Genomic DNA, 24,415 nt, shown 5'->3' on the forward strand with positions numbered 1-24,415 from the left:
CCATTGTTGGACGGCAGGCGCCGCTGCGGTATTGTTGACGCCAAACAACCACACCCGATCGAGACCGAGGAAGACATGAGCACGAGCCCCCACTTCACCACCCGCCGCCGCGTGCTGGCCGCTACCGGGGCGCTGGCCGGCGTCACCCTGCTCGGCGGCCGCGTCGCCTTCGCGCAGCCCAAGCTGGGCCGCGTGGTCTACGGGCAGGGCAGCATCGACCCGTTCTTCGCGGCTGGCTACGTGGCGCTCAAGAAGGGTTACTTCGGCGAAGCGGGGCTGGAGGTCGAGTACCTGAATTCGCAGAGCGGCCCGCGCACCAACCAGTTGCTGGCGGCCGGCCAGATCGCGTTCGGCGCCACCGCGGCCACCGCCGCGCCGGCGCTGACGCTGGCCGGCAAGCCGGCCGCGCTGGTGTTCGGCTTCGACCGCAAGCTGACCTACGCCAACGTCATCGTGCGGCGCGAGGATTTCGACAGCGGCAAGATCAAGTCGCTCAAGGACCTGGCCGGCAAGCGCGTGGGCGCGACCCAGCCGCAGTCCAGCACCTGGCTGATGGCGCTGTACCTGATGCAGAAGGCCGGCGTGGCCGACAAGGTCGACATCCGCCCCCTGGGCGACCTGGCCACCATGCTGGGCGCGCTCAAGACCGGCTCGGTGGCCGCCAGCATGGCCACCATGTCGATGATGGAGCAGGCCCGGCAGGAAGGCTGGGGCGTGCCGATCTTCGACGCCACCACCGAGGCCTCGTGGAACGAATTCATGGGCGGCGACGTGCCGGGCATCGCCGCGCTGACGCTGCATGACACCATCCAGAAGCGGCCGGAAACCGTGCAGGCCTTCGTCACCGGCCTGGTGAAGGCACAGAACTTCATCACCGCCCACAGCGCCGCCGAGATCGCCGACGTGATCTACGACGATTACCTGAACGCCTTCCCGCGCGCCGCCATCGAGAAGACGCTGGGCGTGTACAAGGACACGGTGTTCCTGGGGGACAACGTCATCACCGAGGACGCCTACAACCGCATGACCGCCATCATGGGCGACGGCCGCCAGTTCTCGAACGACGAGATCAAGACGGTGCCGTACGACAAGTGCGTCGACATGCGCTTCGTGCGCCGCGCTCGGGGCTAGCGATGATCACGCTGGACCGGGTGGGCAAGGCCTACCAGACGCGCCAGGGCACCACCCACGCGGTGGGCGAGGTCAGCCTGGAGATCACGGCGGGCGAGTTCGTGTCGATCGTCGGCCCCTCGGGCTGCGGCAAGAGCACGCTGCTGAACATGATCGCCGGCTTCCTGCCGCCCACCACCGGCCGCATCGTGGTGGACGGACGGGTGGTCGACGGCCAGGTGCCGCCGGCGCTGGGCTACATCTTCCAGAAGGACACGCTGCTGCCGTGGTTCAGCGTCAGGAAGAACGTGGCGCTGGGCCTGAAGTTCCAGGGCGTGCCGGCCGCGCGCATCGCCAGCCGGGTGGCCGAGCTGCTGGAACTGGGCCACCTGACGGCCTTCGCCGACGCCTTTCCGCACCAACTGTCGGGCGGCATGCGGCGGCGCGTGGCGCTGCTGATGAGCCTGGCGGTGGAGCCGCGCATCCTGCTGCTGGACGAACCATTCGGCGCGCTCGATACGCACACCAAGACCCACCTGCACCGCGAGCTGATGGAGATCTGGCGCAAGCTGGGCCAGACCGTGGTGCTGGTCACGCACGACCTGGACGAGGCCATCCTGCTGTCGGACCGCGTGGTGGTGCTGTCCGGCCCGCCCAGCCGCGTGCTGCTGGACGAGCGCATCGCCATCCCGCATCCGCGCGACGTCTTCACCCTGCGCGAGACGCCGCAGTTCGTCACCCACGTGCAAAGCCTCTGGAGCGTGCTGGGCCAGCAGTTCCGCGCCGCCGCCTGATTCCGCCATGACCGCTCCCGAATTGACCGATACCCTGCAGGACCAGTTGCGGCTGGACCGCCGCGCCAGCGCGCGGCGGCGCCTGCGCATCACCTTGTGGCAGGTGCTGATCCTGGCCCTCATCCTGGGCTCCTGGGAAACGCTGACGCGCATCCCGTGGTTCACCCAGAACACGCTGTTCGATCCGTTCTTCATCAGCCAGCCGTCGCGCGTGGCGGTGCGGTTGTGGGAATGGCTGCAGCCCGGGCCGCGCTCGGTCTGGCCGCACCTGTGGCTGACGTTGCAGGCCACGCTGGTCGGGCTGGTGGTGGGCGTGGGCAGCGGCTTCATCGTCGGCATGACGCTCAGCCGCAGCCGCTTCCTGGCGGACGTGTTCAACCCGTTCATCGTGGCTTTCAACTCGATGCCGCGCATCGCCTTCGTGCCGCTCATCACCATGTTCTTCGGCCTGGGGCTGGCGTCCAAGGTGGTGACCTCGTGGTTCGTGGTGTTCTTCCTGGTGTTCTTCAACACCTACAAGGGCGGGCGCAGCGTCGAGCGCGAACTGGTGGACTTCTGCCGCACGCTGGGCGGATCGCCGCGCCAGATCCTGTGGCGCGTGCGCATCCCGACCGCCGCCGCCTGGACCTTCGCCGCGCTGCCCAACGCCATCAGCTTCGCGCTGATCGGCGTGGTGCTGGCCGAGTTCGTCGGCTCCACCACCGGCATGGGCTACCTGATGATCACCGCGCTGGCTACACTGAACGCCACCGACATGTTCGCGGCGGTCACGCTGCTGTCCATCGTCGGCATCGCGCTGGTGTACTGCGTGACCTGGCTGGAACGGCGACTGCTGCACTGGGCGCCCGAATTCCGCGAATGAACCGAGCCGCAACCATGACGACTTCCTTACCCTATCTGCGCAACTTCGACCTGAGCGGCCAGGTCGCGCTGGTGACCGGCTCGGCCCGCGGGCTGGGCTTCTGTATCGCCCGCGCGCTGGCAGGCTGCGGCGCCCGCGTGCTGATCAACGGCCGCAACGAGCAGGCCGCGGAAAGCACCACCGCCGCGCTGCGCGGCGACGGCCTGGACGCGCACGCGCTGGCCTTCGACGTCAGCGACGATGCGGCCATGGCGCGGGCGTTCGCGCGCATCGACACCGAACATGGCCGCCTGGATATCCTGGTGAACAACGTCGGCGCGCGCAACCGCAAGACGCTGGCCGACACCAGCGCCGCCGAGATCCGCGAACTGATCGACACCGACCTGGTGGCCGGCATCCTGCTGGCCAAGCACGCCGCCGAACGCATGGCGCGCCAGGGCGGCGGCCGCCTGATCGCCATCACCTCGGTGGTGGGCGAGCTGGCGCGTGCCGGCGACGCGGTCTATCCGGCCGCCAAGCAGGGCCTGACCGGCATGGTGCGGGCGCTGGCGGCGGAGTTCGGCGGGCGCGGCATCACCAGCAACGCGATCGCGCCGGGCACCTTTGCCACCGAGACCAACGCCGAGATGGTGGCCGACCCCGCCGTCGGGCCGCGCATCGCGGCGCGCAACCCGATCGGGCGCTGGGGCGAGCCGGAGGAGATCGCCGGCGCGGCGGTGTTCCTGGCGTCGAAGGCGGCGTCGTACGTGAACGGACACGTGCTGGTGGTGGACGGCGGCCTGTCGATCCAGTTCTGACAGCGCGCTGGCCGTGCGGCAAAAACGAAGGGGCCCGCAAAGGGCCCCTTCATCACTCCGGCGGTCCCGGCAGGGATGTCCGCCTGCCCGGCAATCACCGCCGGCTCAGGTCGTCTCGTCCTGGTACCAGACGCCTTCGGCCAGCATCATCTTGTGATGGCCATGGCCGGCCGGCATCATGGGAAAGCAGTTCTCCTGCGCCGTCACCGCCACGTCGAGGAAGTAGGGGCCGTCGTGCGCCAGGCATTCGGCCAGCGCCGCGTCCAGTTGCGCCGGGTCCTCGACCCGCGCCGCGCCCCAGCCGAAGGCCCGCGCCAGCGCCACGAAGTCGGGCAGCGAGGCGTTGTAGCTGTGGCTGTAGCGGCCGCCGTGGATCAGTTCCTGCCACTGGCGCACCATGCCCATATAGCCGTTGTTGCACAGCACGACCTTGACGGGCGCCTGGTGCTGCATGGCGGTGGACAGCTCCTGGATGTTCATCAGCACCGAGGCGTCGCCGCTGACGCACACCACGGTCTTGTCCGGATGCGCGACCTGCGCGCCGATGGCGGCCGGCACGCCGTAGCCCATGGTGCCGGCGCCGCCGGACGTCAGCCAGCGGTACGGCTGGTCGAAGCGCAGATACTGCGCGGCCCACATCTGGTGCTGGCCGACGTCGGTCGAGACGATGGCGTCGCGACCCGCCAGCGCCGCGTTCAGGCGCGACATCAGGTGCTGCGGCAGGATGGCGTCGGCCGCCGGGGTGTAGCCCAGGCAGTCCTGCGCGCGCCAGGCCTGCACCCGCGCCCACCACGGCGCCAGACGCGCCGGGTCCAGCGGCTCGCTCAGCTCGGCCTGCAGGGCGCGCACCAGCGGCAGGCAGTCGCCCACCAGGGCCACGTCCACGCGCACCACCTTGTTGATGGAAGCGGGGTCGATGTCGATGTGGATCTTGCGCGCATGCGGGCAGAACTCGGACAGCTTGCCGGTGATGCGGTCGTCAAAGCGGGCGCCGATGCAGACCACCAGGTCGGCGTTGTGCATGGCCAGGTTGGCCTCGACGGTGCCGTGCATGCCCAGCATGCCGACGAATTGCGGGTCGGAGGCGGGGAACGCCCCCAGGCCCATCAGCGTCAGGGTGCAGGGCGCGCCGCTGGCGCGCACCAGCTCGGTGAAGGCGGCGCAGGCCTCGGGGCCGGCGTTCACCAGCCCGCCGCCGCCGTAGAAGATGGGGCGCTTGGCCTGGGCGATCAGCGCGGCGGCGCGGCGCACCGCCGATTGCGGCAGCTTGGGCGCCAGCTTGCCCGACTGGCGCCGCGCGCGCAGCGCCGCCAGCTTCTGCTGCGACGGGGTGTAGTCGTCGCCGTCCGCGTCGCGCGGCACGGCCAACTGCACGTCCTTGGGGAAGTCCAGCAGCACCGGGCCGGGCCGGCCCTGGCGCGTCAGTTCGAAGGCGCGGGCGGTGACGGCGGCGACGTCGTCCACCGACCGCACCTGGGTGTTCCACTTGGTCACGGAACGCGAGATGCCGATGGCGTCGCATTCCTGGAAGGCGTCGGTGCCGATGGCGCTGGTGGCGACCTGGCCGCTGATGCACAGCACCGGGATCGAGTCGCACATGGCGTCCAGCAGGCCCGAGGTCGTGTTGGCCATGCCGGGGCCGGAGGTCACGAACACCACGCCGGTGCGGCCGGTGGTGCGGGCGTAGCCCTCGGCGGCATGCACGGCGGCCTGCTCGTGGCGCACCAGCACGTGGCGCAGGCGCGGCTCCGCATAGAGCGCGTCGTACAGCGGCAGCACGGCGCCGCCGGGATAGCCGAACACGGTGTCCACGCCGTGCGCAATCAGCGTTTCCAGCAGAATCCTGGCCCCATTGGCGGGGGGAGTTTCAGGGGCGGCAAGCGCGGCGGCGACGGAGGGGTGCAGGCGATCGTTCATGCTATCCATCTTATTGGGAATCCGGGAGAATATTTATCTTCTTTTCCACGCATTGCCGGCAAACGCAGTAAATTTATCTTTGGATCGGAGGAATCAAAGAAAATGAACCTGGACAAGTTTGACTTGGCGATTTTGCGCGTGCTGCAAGAGAACGCCCGCGCCAGCCTCAACGACATCGGCGCCGCGGTCGGCCTGTCGTCCACGCCCTGTTGGAACCGGATCAAGCGCATGGAGGCGGCTGGCGTGATCCGTGGCTACACGGTCGACATCGACCCGGCCAGCCTGGGCTTCATGGACACGGTCATCGTCCACGTCACCCTGGAAAGCCACAGCGAGGAAACGCTGTATGAATTCGGGCGGGCGCTGGCGCAGATACCGGAAGTGCTGGAAGCCTTCCTGGTGTCGGGCGACTACGACTACTACATCCGCATCGCCGTGCGCGACACCCGCGACTACGAGCGGCTGCTGCGCGAGCAGTTGTACCGCATCCCCGGCATCCGCCACAGCAAATCCTGCTTCGTATTGCGCCGCCTGAAGGAAACCATGCTGCCGCTGAACGGGCCGACGACCTGAACGAGCGCGGCCGGGCGACCGCGCCGCGGCGATGTCAGTGCAGCACGCAGTCCACCGGCTGCGCCGGCTCGGGCAGCGGCCGCACGCCCAGCCCGTCCAGCAGGTCGATCTCGATCACCCGCGCCAGCGCCGACAGCGGCAGATCGTTTTCCTCCAGGCCGAACGGATCTTCCAGCTCGTCGCCCAGCGCGTCCAGTCCGAAGAAGGTATAGGCGATGATGGTGACCGCCACCGGCATCAGGTATTCCAGCGTGCCCACCAGCCCGAACGGCAGCAGCAGGCAGAACAGCCAGGCCGTGCGATGCAGCAGCAGCGAATAGGCGAACGGCGTCGGCGTGTACTTGATGCGCTCACAGGCCGCCTGGATCGCCGCGCACTGCGCCACGCGCTGGGTCAACGCCTGATAGAGGATGTCGGTCAATTCCCCGCGCCGCAGGCAGGCCGCCAGGTCGCGGTTGATCGCCAGCAGCAGCGCGTCGGGCACATTGCGATTGCCCGCCAGCGTATCCAGTTCCTCCGGCTGCACCCAGGGCCGCACGGCCGCCAACACGTCCTGGTCTCGCAGCCGCGCCGCCAGCGCATAACCGAAGCCGATGCAGCGCCGCACCAGCCTTTCCTGCACCGGATTGGCGGTGCTGGCCGCCAGCAGCACCGCGCTCTCGCGCGCCAGGCTGCGGGCCTGCACGATCAGGTCGCCCCATTGCTTGCGCGCTTCCCACCAGCGGTCGTAGCAGACGTTGTTGCGAAACCCCATGAACACCGACAGCGCCAGCCCGAACAGCGAGAACGGCACCGCCGACAGGTGCGTGGGCGAGAACCATTGACGGTGGTACATCCACACCACCACGCACGACAGCAGCGTAATGACCAGGATGCGGCTGAAGATGCGGGGAATGATCGAACCGCGCAAAACAAAGAACAAACCCAGCGCGGAAGGACGCGGACGGACAATCATGGTGCGAGTAAACAAAGAAACGAGGCGGCGCCCACTATACGCCTGTCATCCTGTCATGAGCGCGCCGATATAATTCTGTTTCGTCTCACCGCCACACTGCCGCCACTCAATGACCTCCGAAGACACCCCCATCAAGCCCTGGTACGTCGTGCGCCGCTCCAAGCTGCATGGCAACGGCGTCTTCGCCGCCCGCAAGATTCCCGCGGGCACCCGCATCATCGAGTACGGCGGCGCCCGCATCAGCGCCAAGGAAGCCGACCGTCGCCACCCCACCAACCCCGACGATCCCTTCCACACCTTCTTCTTCGCCCTCAGCTCCGGCCGCGTCATCGACGGCGGCGACCAGGGCAACGACGCCCGCTGGATCAACCACTCCTGCGAGCCCAACTGCGAGGCCCAGGAAGGCAAGCACGGCAAGCGCGTCTACATCGTCGCGCTGCAGGACATCCCGCGCGGCACGGAACTCTCCTACGACTACGGCCTGGTCCTGGACGGCCGCATCACCAAGGCCCTGAAGGAAGGCTACAAGTGCCTCTGCGGCACCCCGCCGTGCCGCGGCACGATGCTGGCGCTGCCCGAAAAGAAGAAGAAAAAGAAAAAGGCCGAAGCGCCAGCGGAACCGGAAACCACGAAGTAAGCAAGCGGCAAGGGCGCCAACAGCGCAGCCACAACGGCCGCGCTCGCCCAACACCCGGCCGCCAGCCACGCCAGCCCGGCAGCCAACCCGGCATCGCCCCGACGCAAGACACCCAAACGCCAAAGAAGGCCGCCCGCGCGGCCGCCTTTGGCGACCCCGCAAGCCACCCGCCCCCACGCCCGTGAAGTGACAACCGACCGAGCCGGGGGTGGCGGGGCTTGGGGGGAGCGGGGCGTGTAGATGCGCCCGAGGGAATCTGAAGGAACAGCCGAAGGCTGTGACGAAGATGACGAAGGGGCAGTCCGGAGCGAACGCTCCGGACCGCAATCGTAGCCCCGCTCCCCCCAAGCCCCGCCACCCCCGGCGTCTTAAGAACCCACCCCCACCCAAAACCCCACCCGCAATAAGCATATTCAGCACCACCCCCAAGACCAGCGTAAAATCCCCGATGTCGTTAACACGACAAACAAGCAGTACGTCTTCAGGGCGGGGCGAAATTCCCCACCGGCGGTATGCCAAGCAACTTGGCGAGCCCGCGAGCGCCCGGCGTCCTTCACGGAGGACACCGGGGTCAGCAGATCTGGTGAGATGCCAGGGCCGACGGTCACAGTCCGGATGAGAGAAGATGTGCCGTCACACGCCCCCTGTCCGCGCCCGACACGCGCGGGCAATCGGTTTGCGTTCGGCTGTCGATTAGCCCTGAAACGTTTTTCGCCCACTTTTTCGCGAGAGCGTTTCAATGTCCAACGTTACCCTTACCCCGCAGTCCCCCCTCCCCAGCCTGGCCGCCCAGCCCTTCGCCGCGCGCCTGCAACGCGCCCTGCATCACCTGCGCCTGGGCCGTCCCGTCATCCTCATGGATGACTTCGACCGCGAAAACGAAGCCGACCTCATCGTCGCCGCCGACAAGCTGACCGTGCCCGTCATGGCCCAGTTGATCCGCGACGGCAGCGGCATCGTCTGCCTGTGCCTGCCCGGCGAAACCCTCGACCGTCTCGACCTGGCCCCCATGGTCCAGCGCAACCAGAGCCGCTTCGCCACCGCCTTCACCGTCTCGATCGAAGCGCGCGAAGGCGTCAGCACCGGCGTGTCGGCCGTCGATCGCGTCACCACCATCCGCGCCGCCATCTCGCCCACCGCCCAGGCCGAGGACATCGTCAGCCCCGGCCACGTCTTCCCGCTGCGGGCCCAGCCCGGCGGCGTGCTGACCCGCCGCGGCCACACCGAAGGCTCGGTCGACCTGGCCACGCTGGCCGGCCTGCGTCCCGCCGGCGTGCTGTGCGAACTGATGAACGCCGACGGCACCATGATGCGCGGCGCCGCGCTGGAGCGCTATGCCGCCCAGCACGGCCTGGTCGCCCTGACCATCGCCGAACTGGCCGACCACCTGCAGCAACTGCGCGACGGCCAGGCCCAGCCGGTCGATGACGAAGTGCTGGAAATGGCCGCCACGGTCTGAACGAAAAAGGCGCCCGCAATAGCGGGCGCCTCGATCGTCAAACCAGTCTTCGGACGCTTAGGCGGCGGCCACCCGGCCCCGCAGCGCCATCGCCACGAACACCGCGCCCAGCGCGCACGCACCGCCCAGCGCATAGACCGCCCCATAGCCCCGCATCCCGGCCAACCAGCCGGCAACGGGACTGGCGATGCCCAGCGCCACGTCCAGGAACGCCACATACGCCCCCATGGCCGCGCCGCGGCTGGCCGGCGGCACGCGCCGCACCGCCTCCACGCCGAAGGCCGGGAACGCCAGCGAATAGCCCGCGCCGCTCAACAGCGCGCCGGCAAACGCCCACGCCGGCGTCGGGCCCATCCAGATCAGCCATTGGCCGGCCGCCTCGATCAGCACGCACACCAACGCCACGCGCGCGCCGCCCAGCTTGTCGGGCAACCCCGCGAAGAACAGCCGCGCCACGATGAAGCCGGCCCCAAACAGGCTGAACATCCACGCCGCGCCGTCCCAGCCGCGCTGCGCGAACAGCAGGCTGATGAAGGCGGTGATGACGCCGAAACCCACGCTGGTCAGCGCCAGCCCCAGGCCCGGCAGCGTCACCATGCCCAGCACGCGGTAGAACGGCGTGCGCACGCCGCCGGCCGCCGGCACGCCGCGCTGTGGCAGCACCAGCGCCAACGCCAGCACCGGGATGAACACCGTGGCCCAGGCGATGCCTTCGAAACCGGCTGCGCCGTAGAGACGCATGCCGGCGGGCGCGCCCAGCCCGAAGGCGGCGTAGATCGCCACGCCGATCCAGGCCATCACCCGGCCCGCGTTCTGCGGTCCGACGCGGCCCACGCCCCAGCTCAGCGCGCCGGTGACGATCAGGCTTTCGGCGCAGCCCATGAGGGCGCGGCCGGCCATCAACGCGGCCAGCGCCGCGCGTGGTTGCGGGGCCAGCGTATCGGCCAGCAGGTAGAGCAGGCCGGCCGCCGACCCGAGCAGAAAACCGGTGACCACCGCGCGCCTGGGGCCGCGACGATCGGCCAGCGAACCGGACCAGGCGCGCGACAGCAGCGCCGCCGCGAACTGCAGGCCGGCCACGATGCCGACCACCAGCGCGCCCTGCGCCAGCACGCCGTCGACGTACAGCGGCAGCACCGGCATGGGCAGGCCGACCATGAAAAAGCCGACGAAGACCGCCAGCGCCAGGGGCAATATCTGCATGAAAACGGGACGCGCGGTCCCGCCGGCCGCGGGCAGCGCCGTGGCCGTCGATGCATTCGACATGAGGATTCCTTGAAAGGGGGAAGCGGCACCGCATGGCCGGCTCGCCGTAATCGACGATGGCATAATCGGCCGGTGCTCGACGCAATTCCAGTTGCGTATCGAAATTTTATGAGCCGGTGCTCAGGTTTGAAACTCGCTTTCCCCGAACCCAATGACATCCATCCCGCAGCCCCGTAAATCGCCGCGCCAGCAACGTTCGCAACAGACCGTGGACACCATTTTGCAGGCGACAGCTCGCGTTCTGGCCGAGCACGGCTACGCAGGCACCAACACCAACCTGATCGCCGAGACCGCCGGCGTCAGCGTCGGCTCGCTGTATCAGTACTTCCCCAACAAGAATGCGCTGATCGCGGCGCTGCACGACCGCCATGACCAGCAGATGCTGGCGCTCATCGACGAGGTGTTGGACGGCAGTCCCGCGGCGACGCTGCGCGAGCGGGTCGCGGCGATCGTCGCCGCGTCGCTGCATGCGCATCTGCTGGAGCCAGCGCTGCACCGCGTGCTGGAGCGGGAATTCCCGCTGTTCGACCAGCCGCGCGAACACAGCCGCGCCGACCAGGACATCCACCGGCGCATGCGCCACCTGCTGGAACTGCATCGCGAGGAGATCGCGCAGCAGGACCGCGAGCTGGCGACCTACGTGGTGCTGCGCATCATGGAATCGTTGGTGCACGCGGCGGCGCTGGAGCCGCCGGCCGGCTTGAGCCCGCAGCAACTGGAGCGGGCGGTGGTGGATGCGGTGATGGGATACCTGGGCATGCCGCCCCCCGCCGCCAAGGCCCGGCCCGTGCGCGCGGCGGCCCGCAAGGCCGGCGCGGCCTGACACCACGCGAGGAACGCGCGCCGACGGCGCGGCGCCGGCGTCCTAGGCGCGCGCCATGCGCGCCAGGCAGTCGGCCGCGTCGCCCACCACGATGCGGGCGCTGCACGCCAGCATCAGGTTCAGGTTAAGGCCGAAGTCTTCGACCGTGCAGCCCTGTGCGTCCACCGCGCGGTCCGGATCGTCGGCGGCCACGCCGACCGCGACCTGCTGGCGCACGCTGCCGGCTTGCGCCGTATAGCCCCACACCGGCTTGCCCAGGGCGATCGCATAGCCGACCTCGAAGGCCGTGCCCGAATCCGGTTCTGCGCCGCGGAACGTATTGAGATTGGCCATGACCAGGTCGGCGCGCTGGATCATCGCCACGTTGGCCCGGTAGATCCATTGCGCCAGGGCGGCGCCGGACAGGCCGACTGGCGCCGCGTTGTCCAGCGGGTACAGGCCTTCGAAACCATGCGCGGCGGCCAGCGCCTTGAGCCGCTCGCCGTGCGCCACGGCATCGGGCAGGAAGACGTCGAAACCGGCCAGGTAGACGCGGCGCACGGGCTTACTCCGGATCGGCAGCCGAGAACGCTTCGCCGGTGGCGAAGAACGAACCGCCCGCGACGTAGTGCACCGAGCGGCGCGCGTCATCATCGAAGTGCCAGCGGTTGCCGGAGAACACGTCGGGCGCGGCCCAGGCGGCCACCACCTCGCCGATGAACAGGTCATAGGCCTGCTGGTTGTGCGGCTCGGGCACCACCTTGCATTCGAGCCAGCCGAGGCAGCCTTCGATCAGCGGCGCGCCGATCTTGCTGGCGGGGAAGGTGCCCAGGCCGCTGGCCTTGAACTTGTCTTCATCGCGCCCCGAGTGCGAGCCGACCTGCAGGGTGGCCTGGGCCTGCGCGCGCGACGGGATGCACAGCGCGAATTCGCCGGAAGCCTCGATCAGCGTGCGGGTGTAGGTGTTCTTGTCCACCACCACCAGCATCTTGGGCGGGCTGAAATCCAGCGGCATGGCCCAGGCCGCGGCCATGACGTTGCGTTCGCCGCCGTAGGCGCTGGTGACCAGCACGGTGGGACCGTGGTTCAACAGCAGGTAGGCGCGGGGCAGGTCGACGGGTTCGATGGCGGACATGGGCAGCCTGTTCAGAACATGCCGTTCTTGTTGGCGGGGTTTTCAGGGATTTCCTGGCTCACGTCCCAGTGCTCGACGATCTTGCCGTTCTCGACGCGGAAGATGTCGACCACGGCCTGGCCGCGGTCTTCGGGCGATTCGCGCCACAGGTTGTGGATCACCACCAGGTCGCCCTCGGCGATGACGCGCTTGATGTCGACGCTGGCCTGCGGGTGCTGCTCAAAGTAATGGGGGAAGAAATCCACCATCGGCTCGACGCCGTCGCGCATGTAGGGATTGTGCTGGGTGTAATTGTTCCTGGCGACATACAGGCGCACCGCCTCGTCGATCTCGCGGTCCTGGAACATCATGCGGAAGAACGCCACCACGATGTCCTTGTTCGACTGCGGCGCGGCGGCCTGGACCGGGGCCAGACAGGTGGCAGCCAGCAGCAAACACAGGGCCAACGATTTCAACTTCATGCTCATACTGACTACTCGGGTCGTGCGCCGGTTTGGCGGCCTGCCAGTTTACAAACAAAACCGGCTGAATCGACCCTGCCGCCAGTGCGGCCTTGCCCGAAAAGCGGACGCCCCCCCGGGGCGGGCGGGGGCCGTGGGCGGCCGGCTATCGCATGCGAACAACACCGCGCCACGGCCTGCGGGATATCAATAGCCGACGGTGAAGCGGCGGCGGGAATGCCGGGGCGTCTCGATTTCGTCGGCCAGGGCGATGGCGTAGTCTTCCATCGAGATCCAGCTCTTGCCGGCCTCATCGACCAGCAGCGTGTCGTCGCCGATGCGGAACTTGCCGGTGCGCTCGCCCGGCTCGAACAGCGCGGAAGGCGACAGGAACGTCCAATTCAGAACCTTTTCCTGACGCAAGGCGTCCAGGAACACCACGCCGCCGCGGGCTTCCGGCTTGTACGCGTCGGGGAATTCGGGGGTGTCGATCAGCATCTTGCCCGGCGCCACTTCCAGGCTGCCGGCGCCGCCGACCACCAGCAGGCGCGGCACGCCCGCGTCCTTCACGGCGGCCAGCAGCGGCTTGGCGTCGGCCGACACGAAGCGCGAGGCGCTGACCACCGCATCGTGGCCCTTGAGCAGCGGCGTCAGGCCGTGCGGATCGGTGGCGTCGCCCTGGGCGATGGTCAGGCCGGGCTGGGGATTGACGTCGCCCAGGTTGCGGGCGATGCCGGTCACCTGGTGGCCGCGCTTGAGTAGTTCGTCCGCCACGCGGGAACCCACGCGGCCGGTAATTCCGATCAAAGCGATTTTCATGGTCTTGCTCCTTGGAGGGTGGGCGCCGGGCGGGGGCCGCGAGTTGCGGTCCTTGCCTGCCCGGGCTCAGGCAAAGCCATACTATTCGGCCCGACGGCATCCAGGAACCCACGGGCATGGAAGAGTTTTTTGCAATCCATGCACCAATCGGATTCCCGTTCCTTTGGCCTCAAGCCGCGGCGCGTTGCGCCTGGTAGACCTGCAAATGCGCGTGGGCCGTGCGCAGCGTGGTGGCATCCACCGCCAGCGTGCGCGCGCGCCGCACCATGTCGCCGACGATGTGATCGGCTTCGACCGGCAGGCCCTGGCGCAGGTCGCGGAACATCGAGGCGGTCATGGCCTGGGACGGGTCGGTCAGGATCTTGAGCGCGTTGGCGTCGGCCTCGGGCCGCACCGCGTGGCCGCTGGCGGCGGCAACCGCCTGCGATTCGCGCAGCAGGCCGCGCACGATGTCGGCGCCGTCGTCGGTGGCGGCGATCTGGCCGACCGTGCCGCGCATCAGGCAGGTGGCGGCGGCCAGCGTCGTCAGGAACACGTATTTTTCCCAGATGTCCTGGTAGATGTCTTCGCTCAGGCGGCTGACGTATTCGCCGCCGGCCAGGGCCTCTGCCAGTGCCTCGCAGCGGGCGCTGCGGGCCGGGCCGGCGCGTTCGCCGAAGACGATGCTGGCGTGCTTGCCCAGGTGGATCACCTGGCCTTCGGGGCCGAGCGTGGCGTTGATCTGGCACAGGCCGCCCAGCACGCGGTGCGGCTCGAATTCGCGGTCCAGCACGTCGTACTGCAGCACGCCGTTCATGATGGGCAGCACCGCGGTGTCGGGACCCACGGCGGGGCGGATGGCGTCGATGGCGCTTTGCAGGTCATAGGCCTTGCAACTGAGCACCACCACGTCATAGAAGCCCTTCAGCGTGTCGGCGGTGGCCAGTTGCGGCTGCAGCGTGGCGTCGCCGAACGGACTTTCGATGCGCAGGCCCTGCTCGCGCAGGCGCGCGGCGCGGGCCTCGCGCACCAGGAAGGTCACGTCCGCGCCCGCCTGGGCGGCGCGGCCGCCGAAATAGCCGCCGGTTCCGCCGGCGCCCAAGAACAACAACTTCATGCCTGTCTCCCCGGCCCGTCAAAGGCGCGGGCCGATGGAGCCATTATGCGCCCGTGGCGGCGCCGGGCGCGGGCCGAAACCGCGCGGGCGCCCATGGCCCGGACAGACGCCGCCGCGGCACGTCGTCAGGCCGGGTGCGCGTGCCGCGCCCAGGCTTCGTAGCCGCCGCGCAGCGCCCAGGTCTTGGGGTAGCCGGCGGCGCGCAGGCGCGCGGCCAGCATCGCGGCCGAAACCTCGTTGGGGCAGGCGCAATAGACCACGATATCGGCCTCCTCGCTGCCGGCCTCAAGCGCCGGCAGCGGGGCGCGCAGGTCAACGGCGATGGCGCCGGGGATGCGGTCTTCCTCGCGCACCGCCTCGGGCCGCACGTCGAACACCAGCGCCTGGCGGCCGTCCTGACGCCACTGCATCAGCTCGTCCACCGACAGCCGCGGAATCACGCGCAGGTGGCGCTTGAGAACCCAGCGCCGCAGGGCGCGGGCGATGATGTACAGCGCCAGCACCGCCGCCAGCAGGGCCAGCCCCATGGGGCCGTAAGTGCCCAGCACGTCCAGCACGTCGTTGACCACGCCGTGGAACAGGCCGCCCAGCAGCAGGGCCGAGCCCGCCCAGATCATGGCGCCCACCAGGTCATACGCCAGGAAGCGGCGGTACGGCGTGCCGGTCAGGCCGGCCATCACGGTGGACAGGGCGCCGGCGCCGGGCAGGAACTTGCACACCAGCAGGGCGCGCACGCCGATGCGCAGGTACAGCCGCTGGGTCTGGCGGATGCAGGAATCCTGCGACAGCGACATCCTGCAGATCACGCCCAGCAGGCGCGAGCCGTAGCGCTGGCCAGCCGCGTACCAGAGCGAGTCGGCCAGCAGACAGGCGACGGTGGCCGCCAGCCACGGCACCAGCCAGCCGGCCGCGCCGGCCAGGGCGCCGGCGGCGATCAGCATGGGGTAGGCGGGCACGGGCAGGCCCGCCTGCTCGACCAGCACGTTGGCGAAGACGAGCCAGCCGCCGTACTGCTCGAGCAGCAATTGAATGTCTTGCATGATGGATTCCGGCTTGCCGCGCACGGGCGCGGCGCTATGCGGGAATTTTAGGCCCGCGGCCGCGCCGATAGCCGCATGGCGATAGGCCTCCAGGGCCTTTCGGGCCCATTTCAGCCGCAACAGGCTGTTCCACGCCGAAAAGTGTCCACGCACCGCAACGGTGCGCACCATGCTGGTGCCACGCTTGGCCGCCAGGGTGCCTATAATCGCGCCCGGCCATCAGGATTCCCCCGACTTGTCGCGGGAATGCCGCATGGCATACAACTTGCTTCGCCAGGACTGGCCGCGAACCCGCCCATTCGGATGGGGCGCGCCGCCCCGGCGCTCCCCCATCCGATGACCGATCCCACGCCCTCGACCCCGCCCGCCCACGCGTGCCGCACCGCGACGCCCGGACATCGCCGCCATTCCTCCCATTCCCTTTCCATCCCCGCGAAGGAGACTTGCGCATGAAATCCCTTTCCCTCCCGGCCGCCGGCGGCATCGCCCGCCGCGGCCTGCTGAAGCTGGCCGCGGCCGCCGCCGGCGCGCTGCTGCTGTCGGCTGGCGCCCAGGCCCAGGCGCCCGCCAAGACCAAGGTTGCCGCCATCTACACGGTGCCGGTGGAACAGCAATGGGTGTCGCGCATCCACAAGGCGCTGACCGCCGCGCGCGACCGGGGTGAAATCGAATACACGTTCTCGGAAAACGTCACCAACGCCGACTACGAGCGCGTCATGCGCCAGTACGCCGAGCAGGGCAACAAGCTGGTGGTGGGCGAGGCCTTCGCGGTCGAGGCCGCGGCCCGCAAGGTGGCCAAGGACTACCCGCAGACCGCCTTCCTGATGGGTTCGTCGGGCAAGCCGCAGCAGCCCAACTTCTCGGTGTTCGACAACTACATCCAGGAACCGGCCTACCTGACCGGCATGATCGCCGCCGGTATGAGCAAGACCGGCAAGATCGGCCTGGTGGGCGGCTACCCCATCCCCGAAGTGAACCGCCTGATGCAGGCCTTCATCGAGGGCGCCAAGGAAATCAACCCCAAGACCGAATTCACCGTGACCTTCATCGGTTCGTGGTTCGATCCCCCGAAGGCCAAGGAAGCCGCTTTCGCCATGATCGACAAGGGCGCGGACGTGCTGTACGCCGAGCGCTTCGGCGTGTCGGACGCCGCCAAGGAGCGCGGCAAGCTGGCCATCGGCAACGTCATCGACACCCAGCCGCAGTACCCCGAGACCGTGGTGGCCTCGGCGCTGTGGAGCATGGAACCGACCATCGACGAGGCGCTCAAGCAGGTCAAGGCCGGCACCTTCAAGGCCGCCGACTTCGGCCAGTACTCGCTGATGAAATACAAGGGTTCGTCGCTGGCGCCGCTGGGCACCTTCGAAAGCAAGATCCCCGCTGACCTGATCGCCAAGGTGCAGGCCAAGCAGAAGGCCATCCTGGACGGCAGCTTCAGCGTGCAGGTCAACGACAAAGAACCCAAGTCGTCGGCACGATGAATCAAGCGCCTCTCGCCCTGCGGCTGGCAGGGATCACCAAACGCTTCGGCAGCCTGACGGCCAATGACGATGTCTCGCTGACGCTGGCGCAAGGCGAAGTGCTGGCCCTGCTGGGCGAGAACGGCGCCGGCAAATCGACCCTGGTGTCGATCCTGTTCGGCCATTACGTGGCCGACGCCGGCAGCATCGACGTCTTCGGCCAACCCTTGCCGCCGGGCCGGCCCGACGCCGCGCTGGCGGCGGGGGTCGGCATGGTGCACCAGCACTTCACGCTGGCCGACAACCTGACCGTGCTGGACAACATCATGGTCGGCACCGAATCGCTGTGGAAGCTGGCCTCGGGCCGCGGCCCGGCGCGCCGCCGCCTGGTGGAACTGGGCCAGCGCTTCGGCCTGGGGGTGGATCCGGACGCGCGCGTCGGCAGCCTGTCGGTGGGCGAGAAGCAGCGCGTCGAGATCCTCAAGGCGCTGTACCGCGGCGCCAAGGTGCTGATCCTGGACGAGCCCACCGCCGTCCTCACGCCGCAGGAAGTGCAGGACCTGTTCGCCACGCTGCGCGGCTTCGTCGACGAGGGCCTGGCCGTCATCTTCATTTCGCACAAGCTGGACGAGGTCATGGCCGTGTCGCGCCGCGTCGCGGTGCTGCGCCAGGGCAAGCTGGTGGCCGAGCGCGACACCGCCGCCACCACGCCGGCCGAATTGGCCGAGCTGATGGTGGGCCGCAAGGTCGCCATGCCGCACGCCGAAGCCATGGCGGCGGCCGGCCAGGCCGCGCCGGTGGTGACGCTGTCGCAGGTCACCGTGCGCGACCCGCGCGGCGGCGCGCCGCGCCTGGACAGCCTGGACCTGGTGGTGCACAAGCATGAGATCGTGGCCATCGCCGGCGTCGCCGGCAACGGCCAGCAGGCGCTCGTGTCGGTGCTGACCGGCCTGCGCCAGCCCGCCGACGGCACCATCCGCCTGGGCCCTGAACACGCCGCCGCGCCCACCACGCCGGCCGGCTGGACCGCCGCCCACGTGGGCCGCATTCCCGAGGATCGCCACGGCGAAGGCATGATCGGCGACAGCCCGCTATGGGAAAACGCCATCGTCGAAGACCTGAAGGACCCGCGCTTCTCGCGCTTCGGGCTGATCCGCGCCAAGGCCGGCCGCGCCTACGCGGCGGCGCTGGCCAAACAGTTCGACGTGCGCGCCGCCTCGCTCGATGTGCGCACCCGCAGCCTGTCGGGCGGCAACATGCAGAAGCTGATCCTGGGCCGCACCCTGGCGCGCGAACCGCGCTTCATCGTCGCCGACCAGCCCACCTGGGGCCTGGACATCGGCGCGGTGGCCTACGTGCGCGAACAGTTGCTGGCCGCGCGCCGGCGCGGCGCCGGCATCCTGCTGGTGTCGGAAGACCTGGAAGAGATTTTCGCGCTGGCCGACCGCATCGCGGTGCTGTGCGGCGGCAAGCTGGTCGCCGACAAGCCGGTCGCGCAATGGACGCCCGCCACCGTCGGGCTGGCCATGACGGGCACGCGCGCCTGACGCCGTGCCCCCTCTACTGAGCATTTCTCGAATGAAACTGATCCTGGAACGCCGCCCCGAGCCCAGCCGCACCGCGCTGGCCCTGGCCCCGATCGCGGCCATCCTCTTTACGCTGGCGGTCTGCACGCTGCTGGTGGCCTGGGCCGGCGCGCCGGTGGGCCGCACCTACGCGCTGCTGTTCGAAGGCGCGTTCGGCTCCAAATTCGCGCTGTCCGAGACCCTGACGCGCGCCACGCCGCTGATGCTGACCGGCCTGGCCTGCGCCGTGGCCTTTCGCGCGCGCTTCTACAACATCGGCGCCGAAGGCCAGTTGTACCTGGGCGCGCTGGCCGCGGTGGCGGTGGGCGGCCTGCATGACGGCACCGGCTTCGACCTGCCCCTGCCGGCGCTGTTCGGCGGCATGATGCTGGCGGCGGCGCTGGCCGGCGCCTTGCTGCTGCTGATCCCGGCGCTGCTCAAGACGCGCCTGGGCGTGGACGAAGTGGTGACCACGCTGCTGGGCAACTTCATCGTGCTGCTGTTCGTCTCGATGATGCTGGACGGCCCCATGAAGGACCCGATGGCGATGGGCTGGCCGCAATCGGTCGCGCTCAACCCCGACCTGGAGCTGGGCAAGCTGATCGAGCGCACCCGCGCCCACACCGGCCTGCTGTGGGCCGCCGGCCTGGCGCTGGGCCTGTGGCTGCTGAACCGCTACACGGTGTTCGGCTTCCAGATGCGCGCGGTCGGCGCCAACGCCCACGCCTCGCGCTTCCTGGGCCTGCCGGTCAACCGCGTGATGCTGGGCACGGCCATGCTGTCGGGCGCGCTGGCCGGACTGGCCGGCGCCATCGAGGTGGCCGGCCGCACCGGCTACGTCACGCTCGACATGTCGCCGGGCTACGGCTACACCGGCGTGGTGGTGGCCATGCTGGCCGGCCTGCATCCGCTGGGCGTGATCCTGGCCAGCGTCTTCGTGGCCGGCATGCTGGTGGGCGCGGACAGCATGAGCCGCGCCATCGCGGTGCCGAACTACATCGCCGACGTCATCGTCGCCACCTCGTTGCTCGCCATGCTGGTCGCGACGCTATTCGCGCAGTACCGCCTGCGCCGCAACCGGGCTTGAGGAGCACGCCATGGAATGGATGGACCTGTTGAGTTCCGCGGCCTTCTGGGTCGCGGTGTTGCGGCTGGCGACGCCGCTGATCCTGGGCACGCTGGGCGTGCTGCTGTGCGAGCGCGCCGGCGTGCTGAACCTGGGCATCGAAGGCATCATGGCCGCCGGCGCCTTCACCGGCTGGCTGGTGGTGTACCTGGGCGCGCCGCTGTACGTGGGCGTGCTGGCGGCCGCGCTGGCGGGCGCCGTATTCGGCCTGCTGCACGCGGTGCTGACGGTGCCGCTGGGCCTGTCGCAGCACGTCTCGGGCCTGGGCGTGACGCTGCTGGCCACCAGCCTGAGCTACTTCGCCTACCGCGTCACCTTCCCCAGCGTGAACACGCCGCCGACGATCACGCCGTTCGCCGAAATGAAATTCCTGGACGGCATTCCGCTGATCGGCCCGGTGCTGGCCGGGCAGACGCCGATGACGCTGCTGGCGCTGGCCGCGGTGCCGATCCTGGCCTGGGTACTGAACCGCACCCCGGTCGGCCTGGCGATCCGCATGGTGGGCGAGAACCCCGCCGCCGCCGAGGGCCAGGGCCTGTCGGTGATCAAGCTGCGCATGGGCGCCATCGTCGCCGGCTCGGCGCTGATGGGCGTGGCCGGCAGCTTCCTGACGCTGGCGGCCTTCAACGCCTTCTTCTTCAACATGGTCAACGGCCGCGGCTGGGTCTGCGTGGCGCTAGTGGTGTTCGCCTCGTGGCGGCCTGGCAAGGCGCTGCTGGGCGCGTTGATCTTCGCCTTCTTCGACGCGCTGCAACTGCGGCTGCAGCAGGGTGGGGCGGCGCTGCCGGGGCTGCCCGAGCTGCCCTATCAGGTCTACCTGATGCTGCCCTATATTCTGTCCATCCTGGCCCTGGTGGTGATGGCGCGCCGCGCCGCCTACCCGCAGGCCCTGATGAAGCCCTACCGCAAGGGCGAACGGTAATCCAGAAGGTTTGACTATGCTCGATCTGATCCTCAAGAACTGCACGCTGCCGGACGGCCGCCAGCACATCGACATCGGCGTGGCCCAGGGCCGCATCGCGGCGCTCGAACCGGCGCTGAAGGCCGAGGCCGCGCAGACCATCGACGCCGCCGGCCAACTGGTGACTTCGCCGTTCGTCGACGCCCACTTCCACATGGACTCGACCCTGTCGTTCGGGCTGCCGCGCGTGAACCAGTCGGGCACGCTGCTCGAAGGCATCGCGCTGTGGGGTGAACTCAAGCCGCTGCTGACGCAGGAAGCGCTGGTCGAGCGCGCGCTGGCCTATTGCGACTGGGCGGTGGCGCGCGGCCTGCTGGCGATCCGCTCGCACGTCGACGTGTGCGACCCGCGCCTGCTGGCGGTGGAAGCGCTGCTGCACGTGCGCGAGCAGGTCAAGCCGTACCTGGACCTGCAACTGGTCGCCTTCCCGCAAGACGGCGTGCTGCGCGCGCCTGGCGCGCTCGATAACCTGAAGCGCGCGCTGGACATGGGCGTGGACGTGGTCGGCGGCATTCCGCACTTCGAGCGCACCATGCAGGACGGCGCCGAATCGGTGCGCATCCTGTGCGAACTGGCCGCCGAACGCGGCCTGCGCGTGGACATGCACTGCGACGAAAGCGACGACCCGCTGTCGCGCCACATCGAGACGCTGGCCTATCACACGCAGCGCCTGGGCTTGCAGGGCCGCGTCACGGGCTCGCACCTGACCTCGATGCACTCGATGGACAACTACTACGTGTCCAAGCTGATCCCGCTGATGCGCGAGGCCGGCGTGTCGGCCATCGCCAACCCGCTCATCAACATCACGCTGCAAGGCCGCCACGACACCTACCCGAAGCGCCGCGGCATGACGCGCGTGCCCGAGCTGCTGGCCGCCGGCGTGCCGGTGGCGTTCGGCCACGACTGCGTGATGGACCCCTGGTACAGCCTGGGTTCGGGCGACATGCTGGAAGTGGCGCACATGGGCCTGCACGTGGCGCAGATGACCGGCCAGGACGCCATGCGCGCCTGTTTCCAGGCCGTCACAGCCACGCCGGCGAAGATCCTGGGCCTGGACGAGACCGGGCTGGAAGTGGGCAAGCGCGCCGACCTGGTGCTGCTGCAGGCCCGCGACCCGGTCGAGGCGCTGCGCCTGCGCGCCACGCGCCTGATGGTGTTGCGCGCCGGGCAGGTGGTGGCGACGACGCCGCCGGCCACGGCGACGTTGAACCTGCCGGGGCGACCGGGGCAGGTGAGTTTTCAGGTGCGCTGAGGATGTAGGGGGGACTGGCCCATGGCGGCTTCGGCTTTGTGCTGTCCCCCTCCGAATGGAACAGCGACCAACCGACAGAAGCCTTTGCGTCAGAACAGGCCCGCGGCGTTGACGTGGGGGCACCCGTATTCTCCGCCATGGTGCTCAAACCCGACACGCTCAAGACGGTGTCTTGGGTCACCGCAACCAATCGCGACATGGTGACGCGGCACGGTTTATCCGTCCCCATATAAGAAGGGGTCCGCATGAGCGGTCCCAGAGGGCAATTAGTGATAAAAGGCCAAAAAGGGTAAAATTGACCAAGAGGCCATCAAGGCCGATTCGAAAGCCCTCGTTGGGAGAACGATCATGGCTGCTTCCGCATTGCTCGCTGAACCTATCGCCCGCCTGCCGGCGAAGCCTGCTTCGGCAGTCAAGAAGGACGGCTGGCGGGGTGTCGTCCGCAGTCTTGCCGCCGCCGAAGGAAAGCTCGTCGTCACAAACCACGATGAGCCGGAGGCCGTGATCATGACGGTGGCCGAGTACACGCGCATCATAGACGCGCTGAACGCTGCCCAGGCCGCCGTGCCGGACCCGGTCGAAGAACTGCGCCGCAGCTTCGATCAACGACTTGCCGCGCTGTCCGCCCCCGACGCGGCTGAGCGCCTGCGAAGCGTTATGCGCAACCCAGGCCCGTTGGCTGGTCGAGTTAAGGCCGGCTCCACGTTTTGATGGAACGCCCAATTCTGTATGTGCTGGCGGGAGTGAATGGCGCCGGCAAAAGCTCAGTGGGCGGCCATATCCTGACTCAGGCCGGCATGGCCTGGTTCAACCCTGACACCTTCGCTCGTGAGCTTGTACAGCGCTTGGGCCGGTCCCAAGATCAGGCCAATGCGGAAGCGTGGGCGGAAGGGGTGCGGCGGCTGGACGCGGCAGTCGCGGCGGGCGGGTCGTTCGCCTTCGAAACCACCCTGGGAGGCCAGACCATCGTGGAAAAGCTCATCGCCGCGGCGTCGACCCACGATGTGCTGGTCTGGTACTGCGGCCTGCGCGACGCCGAGCACCATATTGCGCGTGTGCAGGCCCGGGTGGCGCGCGGTGGCCACGACATCCCCGAAGAACGCATCCGCGAGCGCTGTAAGACGTCCTACCGCAATCTGCTGAAATTGATGCCGCACCTGGTCAGTCTGCGGGTCTACGACAACAGCGTGGACGTAGAGCCTGGCGAGGCCGTACCTGAGCCGGCTCTGGCCCTCTACGTGGACGATGGCCGGGTGCTCTATCCCACTTCGCTAGCGGAGATGCGGGACACGCCCGATTGGGCGAAGCCGCTCGTTGAGGCCTCGTTGTCGGCCAGCGAGTAGTGCAGCCTGCGTACCGACGGTGGGGGGGGCCGTGTTCTTTACCTCCCGAACATCCAGCGTGCCCGTCCCGAGCGCGTTTCGGCCTTCCAGCGCCGCGCGCTCGCTGCTGGATATCGCCGCGCCGACCAAGGTCGTGTTTCGCGCGATATCCAGTTGGAAGCCGCCGTCGCCCGCCTTCAGGCCGACCTGCTCGCTGGCGGATCGAAAGTCGCTGTTCATCCGGCCTTGGGCGACGTTGCCCGACACCGAATCCTGGCCCGCGTTTCCAGGAACTGCCCGACCTGCTTCTGAGCCTCCGACGCAATCTCGAACCCCGCCTCGATCTTCTCCTTGTCGAAGATCGGCTTGAGCGCATTCAACGTATCCGACGACGTGTCGCGATTCAGCGCGGCGACCGTTTGCACCGCCGTCATCCCCGTCAAATCCTGCTGCGCGGCCTCATCACGGATCACGACGCTGCCGCCGCTGATCGCGCTGCGCGTGGTCGAGCTGGCATTGCCGGAAGCGCGCGCGACAACAGGCAGGCCCGCCGACGCCCCGCTCTTGTCGCCCGGGTCCCGCGCCTTGTCGGCCCCGCCCGCCGCCTGGCCACCGAGATCGGCAGGGTCTGCGCCAGCACGGGAGTCCAGACCTGCGAGAAGACCACGGACCATACGATCAGGGAACGGAACTTGGACATCATGCGTACTCGGTTGAACCGAGGATGGGCTGGCGTTGTGAATGTCTCGACAACGCAAGGCGGCGGGGTTCCGGCGTCGTCCCCGCCCACATAGGCGCGCCAGCGCTTGCCCGTGCCGGGCTTGATGATGATGATGTCGGAGTCGCCCAGTTCAGGGCCGGGCGCGCGGCGGCGGCGAACCCAGGGCACAGCGTCAGGCTGGCGGCGCTGTGCGCGGCGGCCCGCTTGCGACGCCGCCAGCCTCGCCGCGCACCATGATGGCCGCGGCAAGAGGGCTCGATATTGCGGATGAAAACCTGACTGGCTGGCACGCTACGAATTCCCGAA

Annotated in this window: 26 protein-coding genes and 1 riboswitch; of the genes, 16 read left to right on the plus strand and 10 right to left on the minus strand. The window is 68.9% G+C overall.

Annotated features, from left to right (window positions below; all coding sequences use genetic code 11):
* The first annotated feature begins 75 nt into the window (after positions 1-75).
* The 4 genes from SB816_RS01180 to SB816_RS01195 are packed head-to-tail and all read left to right on the plus strand — an operon-like array spanning position 76 to position 3,563.
* On the plus strand, positions 76-1,131 hold the full coding sequence (locus SB816_RS01180) for an ABC transporter substrate-binding protein (RefSeq protein ID WP_410546423.1): 1,056 nt from the start codon (positions 76-78) through the stop codon (positions 1,129-1,131).
* Positions 1,132-1,133: 2 nt separating this feature from the next.
* The gene (locus tag SB816_RS01185) at positions 1,134-1,904 is read left to right on the plus strand and encodes an ABC transporter ATP-binding protein (RefSeq protein WP_410546424.1); all 771 of its coding nucleotides are present in this window, start codon (positions 1,134-1,136) and stop codon (positions 1,902-1,904) included.
* A gap of 7 nt (positions 1,905-1,911) precedes the next feature.
* Complete coding sequence (locus tag SB816_RS01190) at positions 1,912-2,766, plus strand: ABC transporter permease (RefSeq protein WP_054517841.1); 855 nt, start codon at positions 1,912-1,914, stop codon at positions 2,764-2,766.
* A 14-nt stretch (positions 2,767-2,780) separates the two neighbouring features.
* Positions 2,781-3,563, plus strand: a complete 783-nt coding sequence (locus tag SB816_RS01195) for an SDR family oxidoreductase (protein WP_410546425.1) — start codon at positions 2,781-2,783, stop codon at positions 3,561-3,563.
* 105 nt (positions 3,564-3,668) lie between these two features.
* Here the strand turns inward: SB816_RS01195 and ilvB are convergent, their stop codons facing one another.
* Positions 3,669-5,489, minus strand: a complete 1,821-nt coding sequence (ilvB, locus tag SB816_RS01200) for a biosynthetic-type acetolactate synthase large subunit (RefSeq protein WP_155755450.1) — start codon at positions 5,487-5,489, stop codon at positions 3,669-3,671.
* Between the two features lie 93 nt (positions 5,490-5,582).
* On the opposite strand from ilvB, the gene SB816_RS01205 reads away from it, so the two are divergent.
* Positions 5,583-6,053 (plus strand): Lrp/AsnC family transcriptional regulator, encoded by a 471-nt coding sequence (locus SB816_RS01205; RefSeq protein WP_006389474.1) that lies wholly within the window; start codon positions 5,583-5,585, stop codon positions 6,051-6,053.
* Between the two features lie 34 nt (positions 6,054-6,087).
* Here SB816_RS01205 and SB816_RS01210 read toward each other — a convergent pair whose 3' ends face one another.
* Positions 6,088-7,008 (minus strand): bestrophin family protein, encoded by a 921-nt coding sequence (locus SB816_RS01210; protein ID WP_054504561.1) that lies wholly within the window; start codon positions 7,006-7,008, stop codon positions 6,088-6,090.
* Between the two features lie 109 nt (positions 7,009-7,117).
* On the opposite strand from SB816_RS01210, the gene SB816_RS01215 reads away from it, so the two are divergent.
* Together SB816_RS01215 and ribB are read left to right on the plus strand one after the other, a co-directional pair.
* Positions 7,118-7,645, plus strand: coding sequence for an SET domain-containing protein (locus SB816_RS01215; RefSeq protein ID WP_006389476.1), 528 nt, complete (start codon positions 7,118-7,120; stop codon positions 7,643-7,645).
* Between the two features lie 473 nt (positions 7,646-8,118).
* A riboswitch (FMN riboswitch) is annotated at positions 8,119-8,276 on the plus strand.
* Positions 8,277-8,384: 108 nt separating this feature from the next.
* Positions 8,385-9,104: a 3,4-dihydroxy-2-butanone-4-phosphate synthase gene (gene ribB / locus SB816_RS01220; RefSeq protein WP_054518256.1), complete on the plus strand. Its 720-nt coding sequence runs from the start codon at positions 8,385-8,387 to the stop codon at positions 9,102-9,104.
* Positions 9,105-9,161: 57 nt separating this feature from the next.
* On the opposite strand, the gene SB816_RS01225 is transcribed toward ribB, so the two are convergent.
* A complete protein-coding gene (locus SB816_RS01225) occupies positions 9,162-10,370 on the minus strand; it encodes an MFS transporter (protein ID WP_410546426.1) in 1,209 nt (402 codons plus the stop codon).
* Between the two features lie 151 nt (positions 10,371-10,521).
* Between SB816_RS01225 and SB816_RS01230 the strand changes: the two genes are divergently transcribed.
* A complete protein-coding gene (locus tag SB816_RS01230) occupies positions 10,522-11,193 on the plus strand; it encodes a TetR/AcrR family transcriptional regulator (protein ID WP_054504498.1) in 672 nt (223 codons plus the stop codon).
* A 42-nt stretch (positions 11,194-11,235) separates the two neighbouring features.
* On the opposite strand, the gene SB816_RS01235 is transcribed toward SB816_RS01230, so the two are convergent.
* The 6 genes from SB816_RS01235 to SB816_RS01260 all read right to left on the minus strand — a co-directional run bounded on the left by SB816_RS01235 (position 11,236) and on the right by SB816_RS01260 (position 15,702).
* Positions 11,236-11,733: a nucleoside 2-deoxyribosyltransferase gene (locus SB816_RS01235; protein ID WP_410546427.1), complete on the minus strand. Its 498-nt coding sequence runs from the start codon at positions 11,731-11,733 to the stop codon at positions 11,236-11,238.
* A gap of 4 nt (positions 11,734-11,737) precedes the next feature.
* Positions 11,738-12,307: a flavin reductase family protein gene (locus tag SB816_RS01240; RefSeq protein ID WP_410546428.1), complete on the minus strand. Its 570-nt coding sequence runs from the start codon at positions 12,305-12,307 to the stop codon at positions 11,738-11,740.
* Between the two features lie 11 nt (positions 12,308-12,318).
* Complete coding sequence (locus SB816_RS01245; protein ID WP_054504495.1) at positions 12,319-12,774, minus strand: nuclear transport factor 2 family protein; 456 nt, start codon at positions 12,772-12,774, stop codon at positions 12,319-12,321.
* Positions 12,775-12,954: 180 nt separating this feature from the next.
* The gene (locus SB816_RS01250) at positions 12,955-13,566 is read right to left on the minus strand and encodes an NAD(P)-dependent oxidoreductase (RefSeq protein WP_116793567.1); all 612 of its coding nucleotides are present in this window, start codon (positions 13,564-13,566) and stop codon (positions 12,955-12,957) included.
* A gap of 169 nt (positions 13,567-13,735) precedes the next feature.
* Complete coding sequence (gene panE, locus SB816_RS01255; protein WP_410546429.1) at positions 13,736-14,662, minus strand: 2-dehydropantoate 2-reductase; 927 nt, start codon at positions 14,660-14,662, stop codon at positions 13,736-13,738.
* A 125-nt stretch (positions 14,663-14,787) separates the two neighbouring features.
* A complete protein-coding gene (locus SB816_RS01260; protein WP_054504501.1) occupies positions 14,788-15,702 on the minus strand; it encodes a VTT domain-containing protein in 915 nt (304 codons plus the stop codon).
* Positions 15,703-16,151: 449 nt separating this feature from the next.
* On the opposite strand from SB816_RS01260, the gene SB816_RS01265 reads away from it, so the two are divergent.
* The 8 genes from SB816_RS01265 to SB816_RS01300 all read left to right on the plus strand — a co-directional run bounded on the left by SB816_RS01265 (position 16,152) and on the right by SB816_RS01300 (position 23,409).
* Complete coding sequence (locus SB816_RS01265; RefSeq protein ID WP_054418762.1) at positions 16,152-17,183, plus strand: BMP family protein; 1,032 nt, start codon at positions 16,152-16,154, stop codon at positions 17,181-17,183.
* Positions 17,180-18,709 carry an ABC transporter ATP-binding protein gene (locus tag SB816_RS01270; RefSeq protein WP_410546430.1) on the plus strand — a complete coding sequence of 510 codons (1,530 nt, stop codon included), beginning with the start codon at positions 17,180-17,182 and terminating at the stop codon, positions 18,707-18,709. The genes SB816_RS01265 and SB816_RS01270 overlap by 4 nt, the downstream gene beginning before the upstream one ends.
* 31 nt (positions 18,710-18,740) lie before the next feature.
* Positions 18,741-19,814: an ABC transporter permease gene (locus tag SB816_RS01275; protein ID WP_063569805.1), complete on the plus strand. Its 1,074-nt coding sequence runs from the start codon at positions 18,741-18,743 to the stop codon at positions 19,812-19,814.
* A 10-nt stretch (positions 19,815-19,824) separates the two neighbouring features.
* Positions 19,825-20,775, plus strand: coding sequence for an ABC transporter permease (locus SB816_RS01280; RefSeq protein WP_410546431.1), 951 nt, complete (start codon positions 19,825-19,827; stop codon positions 20,773-20,775).
* A gap of 16 nt (positions 20,776-20,791) precedes the next feature.
* Positions 20,792-22,066 (plus strand): amidohydrolase family protein, encoded by a 1,275-nt coding sequence (locus SB816_RS01285; protein WP_395757227.1) that lies wholly within the window; start codon positions 20,792-20,794, stop codon positions 22,064-22,066.
* 14 nt (positions 22,067-22,080) lie between these two features.
* On the plus strand, positions 22,081-22,299 hold the full coding sequence (locus tag SB816_RS01290; RefSeq protein ID WP_144657069.1) for a type VI immunity family protein: 219 nt from the start codon (positions 22,081-22,083) through the stop codon (positions 22,297-22,299).
* Between the two features lie 115 nt (positions 22,300-22,414).
* The gene (locus SB816_RS01295; protein ID WP_049070384.1) at positions 22,415-22,777 is read left to right on the plus strand and encodes a hypothetical protein; all 363 of its coding nucleotides are present in this window, start codon (positions 22,415-22,417) and stop codon (positions 22,775-22,777) included.
* Positions 22,777-23,409 carry an AAA family ATPase gene (locus SB816_RS01300; protein WP_054504491.1) on the plus strand — a complete coding sequence of 211 codons (633 nt, stop codon included), beginning with the start codon at positions 22,777-22,779 and terminating at the stop codon, positions 23,407-23,409. The genes SB816_RS01295 and SB816_RS01300 overlap by 1 nt, the downstream gene beginning before the upstream one ends.
* Before the next feature lie 215 nt (positions 23,410-23,624).
* On the opposite strand, the gene SB816_RS01305 is transcribed toward SB816_RS01300, so the two are convergent.
* Positions 23,625-24,062 (minus strand): hypothetical protein, encoded by a 438-nt coding sequence (locus SB816_RS01305; protein ID WP_054504490.1) that lies wholly within the window; start codon positions 24,060-24,062, stop codon positions 23,625-23,627.
* Between the last annotated feature and the right edge of the window lie 353 nt (positions 24,063-24,415).

It is taken from the genome of Achromobacter sp. SIMBA_011 (assembly GCF_046535435.1).
GTDB classification, from domain to species: Bacteria; Pseudomonadota; Gammaproteobacteria; order Burkholderiales; family Burkholderiaceae_B; genus Achromobacter; species Achromobacter dolens.

What these genes read in the sequence shown, in the direction of transcription:
- SB816_RS01180 (WP_410546423.1), top strand. Translation starts at nt 76, where the DNA reads ATGAGCACGAGCCCCCACTTCACCACCCGCCGCCGCGTGCTGGCCGCT.
- SB816_RS01185 (WP_410546424.1), top strand. Translation starts at nt 1,134, where the DNA reads ATGATCACGCTGGACCGGGTGGGCAAGGCCTACCAGACGCGCCAGGGC.
- SB816_RS01190 (WP_054517841.1), top strand. Translation starts at nt 1,912, where the DNA reads ATGACCGCTCCCGAATTGACCGATACCCTGCAGGACCAGTTGCGGCTG.
- SB816_RS01195 (WP_410546425.1), top strand. Translation starts at nt 2,781, where the DNA reads ATGACGACTTCCTTACCCTATCTGCGCAACTTCGACCTGAGCGGCCAG.
- ilvB (WP_155755450.1), bottom strand. Translation starts at nt 5,489, where the DNA reads ATGGATAGCATGAACGATCGCCTGCACCCCTCCGTCGCCGCCGCGCTT.
- SB816_RS01205 (WP_006389474.1), top strand. Translation starts at nt 5,583, where the DNA reads ATGAACCTGGACAAGTTTGACTTGGCGATTTTGCGCGTGCTGCAAGAG.
- SB816_RS01210 (WP_054504561.1), bottom strand. Translation starts at nt 7,008, where the DNA reads ATGATTGTCCGTCCGCGTCCTTCCGCGCTGGGTTTGTTCTTTGTTTTG.
- SB816_RS01215 (WP_006389476.1), top strand. Translation starts at nt 7,118, where the DNA reads ATGACCTCCGAAGACACCCCCATCAAGCCCTGGTACGTCGTGCGCCGC.
- ribB (WP_054518256.1), top strand. Translation starts at nt 8,385, where the DNA reads ATGTCCAACGTTACCCTTACCCCGCAGTCCCCCCTCCCCAGCCTGGCC.
- SB816_RS01225 (WP_410546426.1), bottom strand. Translation starts at nt 10,370, where the DNA reads ATGTCGAATGCATCGACGGCCACGGCGCTGCCCGCGGCCGGCGGGACC.
- SB816_RS01230 (WP_054504498.1), top strand. Translation starts at nt 10,522, where the DNA reads ATGACATCCATCCCGCAGCCCCGTAAATCGCCGCGCCAGCAACGTTCG.
- SB816_RS01240 (WP_410546428.1), bottom strand. Translation starts at nt 12,307, where the DNA reads ATGTCCGCCATCGAACCCGTCGACCTGCCCCGCGCCTACCTGCTGTTG.
- SB816_RS01245 (WP_054504495.1), bottom strand. Translation starts at nt 12,774, where the DNA reads ATGAGCATGAAGTTGAAATCGTTGGCCCTGTGTTTGCTGCTGGCTGCC.
- SB816_RS01250 (WP_116793567.1), bottom strand. Translation starts at nt 13,566, where the DNA reads ATGAAAATCGCTTTGATCGGAATTACCGGCCGCGTGGGTTCCCGCGTG.
- panE (WP_410546429.1), bottom strand. Translation starts at nt 14,662, where the DNA reads ATGAAGTTGTTGTTCTTGGGCGCCGGCGGAACCGGCGGCTATTTCGGC.
- SB816_RS01260 (WP_054504501.1), bottom strand. Translation starts at nt 15,702, where the DNA reads ATGCAAGACATTCAATTGCTGCTCGAGCAGTACGGCGGCTGGCTCGTC.
- SB816_RS01265 (WP_054418762.1), top strand. Translation starts at nt 16,152, where the DNA reads ATGAAATCCCTTTCCCTCCCGGCCGCCGGCGGCATCGCCCGCCGCGGC.
- SB816_RS01270 (WP_410546430.1), top strand. Translation starts at nt 17,180, where the DNA reads ATGAATCAAGCGCCTCTCGCCCTGCGGCTGGCAGGGATCACCAAACGC.
- SB816_RS01275 (WP_063569805.1), top strand. Translation starts at nt 18,741, where the DNA reads ATGAAACTGATCCTGGAACGCCGCCCCGAGCCCAGCCGCACCGCGCTG.
- SB816_RS01280 (WP_410546431.1), top strand. Translation starts at nt 19,825, where the DNA reads ATGGAATGGATGGACCTGTTGAGTTCCGCGGCCTTCTGGGTCGCGGTG.
- SB816_RS01285 (WP_395757227.1), top strand. Translation starts at nt 20,792, where the DNA reads ATGCTCGATCTGATCCTCAAGAACTGCACGCTGCCGGACGGCCGCCAG.
- SB816_RS01295 (WP_049070384.1), top strand. Translation starts at nt 22,415, where the DNA reads ATGGCTGCTTCCGCATTGCTCGCTGAACCTATCGCCCGCCTGCCGGCG.
- SB816_RS01300 (WP_054504491.1), top strand. Translation starts at nt 22,777, where the DNA reads ATGGAACGCCCAATTCTGTATGTGCTGGCGGGAGTGAATGGCGCCGGC.
- SB816_RS01305 (WP_054504490.1), bottom strand. Translation starts at nt 24,062, where the DNA reads ATGGTCCGTGGTCTTCTCGCAGGTCTGGACTCCCGTGCTGGCGCAGAC.